The sequence below is a fragment of the Kitasatospora sp. NPDC088346 genome (assembly GCF_044740765.1).
GTDB lineage: Bacteria > Actinomycetota > Actinomycetes > Streptomycetales > Streptomycetaceae > Kitasatospora.
Genome location: NZ_JBIURH010000144.1, coordinates 1 through 2993, shown reverse-complemented (window position 1 = coordinate 2993; position 2993 = coordinate 1). Strand labels below are relative to the sequence as shown.

At 73.1% G+C, this 2993-nt stretch carries 2 protein-coding genes; both read left to right on the top strand.

All coding sequences use genetic code 11. The annotated features are described in order from the left end of the window. Nucleotides 1-101 precede the first annotated feature (101 nt). Nucleotides 102-2270: an ATP-binding protein gene (locus ACIOFR_RS42000; protein WP_401006075.1), complete on the top strand. Its 2169-nt coding sequence runs from the start codon at nt 102-104 to the stop codon at nt 2268-2270. 291 nt (nt 2271-2561) lie between these two features. After that, nucleotides 2562-2978 (top strand): hypothetical protein, encoded by a 417-nt coding sequence (locus tag ACIOFR_RS41995; protein WP_401006073.1) that lies wholly within the window; start codon nt 2562-2564, stop codon nt 2976-2978. The last annotated feature ends 15 nt before the right edge of the window (nt 2979-2993 follow it).

Below are 2993 nucleotides of genomic sequence, written 5' to 3'. Positions count from 1 at the left end.
TGCGGTGGAGGTCCTGGGAAAAGCGTCGGCGCTCTTGGAAATGATCTCCGAGAGCGCGGACTGAGGCACGCCGCCGATCCCGTCGTGGACGAGGCGCAGGAGTGCGCCTGGCGGCGCTGGCCCCCCTACACACCAGCACCTCCCCGACGCCCACCGTGGTCGCCGCGCTCGGCCTGTCCGGCTTTGCCACCTGCCCGGATGACACCGGCGCCCTCGACCCCGACGCCGTGGCCGCGCTGGCCGACAAGCTTGCCGGTAGGCGGATGCTGCTGGTCTTAGACAACTGCGAGCACCTCCTGCCCGCCTGCGCCGCCCTCGTGAACACCCTCCTGAGCGCCGCGCCCGGGCTGGTGGTGCTCGCCACCAGCCGCCAGAGCCTCAAGGTGGCGGGCGAACGCGTGCTCACCGTGCCACCACTGCCACTGCCCGACCTGCGCCGCCCCTCGGCAGCACAGGCCGCCACCTGCGACTCGATCACACTGTTCACCGACCGCGCGAGCGCGATACGCCCCGACTTCACCGTCACCGACGACAACGCCCCCACCATCGCGCAGATCTGCCACCGCCTCGACGGCACCCCACTCGCCATCGAGATCGCCGCGATGCGCCTGCGCGCCCTCTCCCCGGTGGACCTCCTGCACCGCCTCGACGACCGGCTGCACCTGCTCACCGGAGGGCTGCGCACGGCCCCGCCCCACCAGCGAAGCCTGCGGGCCGCCACCGCCTGGAGCTACGACCTGTGCACACCGCCCGAGCGCCTGCTCTGGCAACGTCTGTCGGTGTTCGCCCGCACCTTCGACCTGCCCGCCGCCGAACACATCTGCACCGGCGCCCAGCTCACCGCCCCCGGCCTCCTCGACCACCTCACCGCCCTGGTCGACAAGTCCGTCCTGACGCTGGAGGAACGGGGACCGCGCACCCGCTACCGGCTCCCCGCCGCCGCACGCCAGTACGGACGCGAGCAGCTCACCGCATCCGGCCAGCAACACACCCTGTACGAGCGCCACCGCGACTGGTACGTCCGGCTGGCCCGCCAGGCCGAGGCCGACTGGTTCGGCCCCCGCCAGAGCACCTGGCGAGAGCGCCTGCACACCGAGTACCCCAACCTGTGCGCCGCCCTGCAACGGTCCATGGACGACCCGCGGCGGGCACCCGCCGCCCTGGAGCTCGCCGTGCGCCTGTGGAGCCACCCACTGGCCCCCGGCACCGCGGGGGAGGCCAGAGCCCGGCTCGCCCACGGCCTCGCGGCCGACGAGGAGCCGACCAGCACCCGCGCCCGGGCCCTCGCCCTGGACGGCCGACTGGCCCTCCTCGAAGGAGACGCCCCCACCGCCGACACCCGCGTCGGACAACTGCGCCGGCTGCTGCCGCAGCCGGACGACCACGACCAGGACGCCCACCGCGCCTTTGCCACCCTGGCAGGCCTGACGAAGCTCGCCCAAGGGCACCCCGACCAGGCGCTCACCCGGCTTCAGGACGCCCTCGACCAGCACCACGCGGCGAACGACCCGGGTGAGGCCGTGATCACCCTGGTCCACCTCACCATCGCGTGCTTCAACCTCGCAGACCCCCGCGCCGGCGCCCACGCGGAGCAGGCCGTGGCACTGTGCCGGGCTCACGACGCCCACTGCTCCGCGGCCGACGCCCTGTGGGCCCTCGCCCTCGCACGCCTGGGCCAGGGCCGCCCGCGCAGCACCGCCGCGCTGATCCGACGCGCCCTGCGGAACAGACCCGTCTCCCCCCACCGGGGCGACCCCGGGGAGTTCTCTACCGGCACAGCGGAGTTCCTCGAAGTCCTCGCCTGGAGCGCCGCCGAACAGGACCGGGGTGAACGCGCCGCCACCCTGCTCGGTGCCGCCCAGAGCGCCCGCCGGTCCGCCGGCCGCCCACCCGAGGTCCCGGGCCAGCTGAAAGTCGGCCACGAGCGCTGCCGGACGCTCCTGCACCACGGCCTCGGCCGCACCGCCCTGCGCGCAGCCATTCGTGCCGGTGCCGCGCTCACCCCCGAAGAAGCCCACGTCTTCGCGTACGAGCGCGACACCACGCCGGCCCGGCCCGAGGCCGCCGCCGCGCACGACCCGGCCCCGCTCACGCGCCGGGAATCGGAGGTGGTGACGCTGGTCGCGCTCGGCCTGACCAACAAGGAGATAGCCGCCAGACTCGTCGTCTCGCCCCGCACCGCCGAGGGACACGTCGCCCGTATCCTGGCCAAGCTCGGCTGCACCACCCGCAGCCAGATCGTGGCCTGGAGGACCGCGGCCGACCGGTGATGCCTGTCCGGGCACCCGGCCGGGGCCGCAGGGGCCGCACCTGGGCGGGCCGGGCCGCAGGCTGCGATGGCGGTCATCTCGTGAGACTTCCGATGTGAACGCTCCAGGCGCTGGACAGTGGTCCGATCAGCGCCTGGTTCCACTCAGCTGACGATCTCCCAGGCATGAGTGAATGTCAGAAGCCGTTATCAATCCGGGCGTGATCGTGTGATTTCCGCTGGTCAGGCATGACGCGGAGGGGTGGGCGGGCAGTATTGGCGCGTCGTGTCGTCGTGATGCCGGAGGTGTCGGTTGCCCTCGCCGCTGGGTTTGCTGGAGGACCGGGAGCTGGATGCGCGTCGGCGCCTGGAGGAGTGCCGCGAGGCGGCGGAGCGCGCCCAGGCCGCGGTCGCTGAGGCCGAACGGGCGCATGAACGGTCGGTGATTGCCCGGGAGGAGCTTGCCGCGGCGCTGGCTGGTGCGCGTGAGGTGGACGGTTCGCCGGAGAGCGGGAAGCCGGCGGTGGCCGCGGCTGCCGGAACGGTGGTGCCGGTGTGGAGCGAGGGTGTGTCGGTGCGGGTGCTGGCGCCGGACTACCAGCGCATCGTCGCCTTGCTCGACGACGCCGCGCGGGAGGGGACGGGCCCGCTGTCCATCCCCTCGTTTCGTAGAGTCCTCTCTATGCGGCCTCGTCCTGGTGGACGGCTTGTTGTCGTTGCTGTCGGATGATGCGTTCGAACTCGG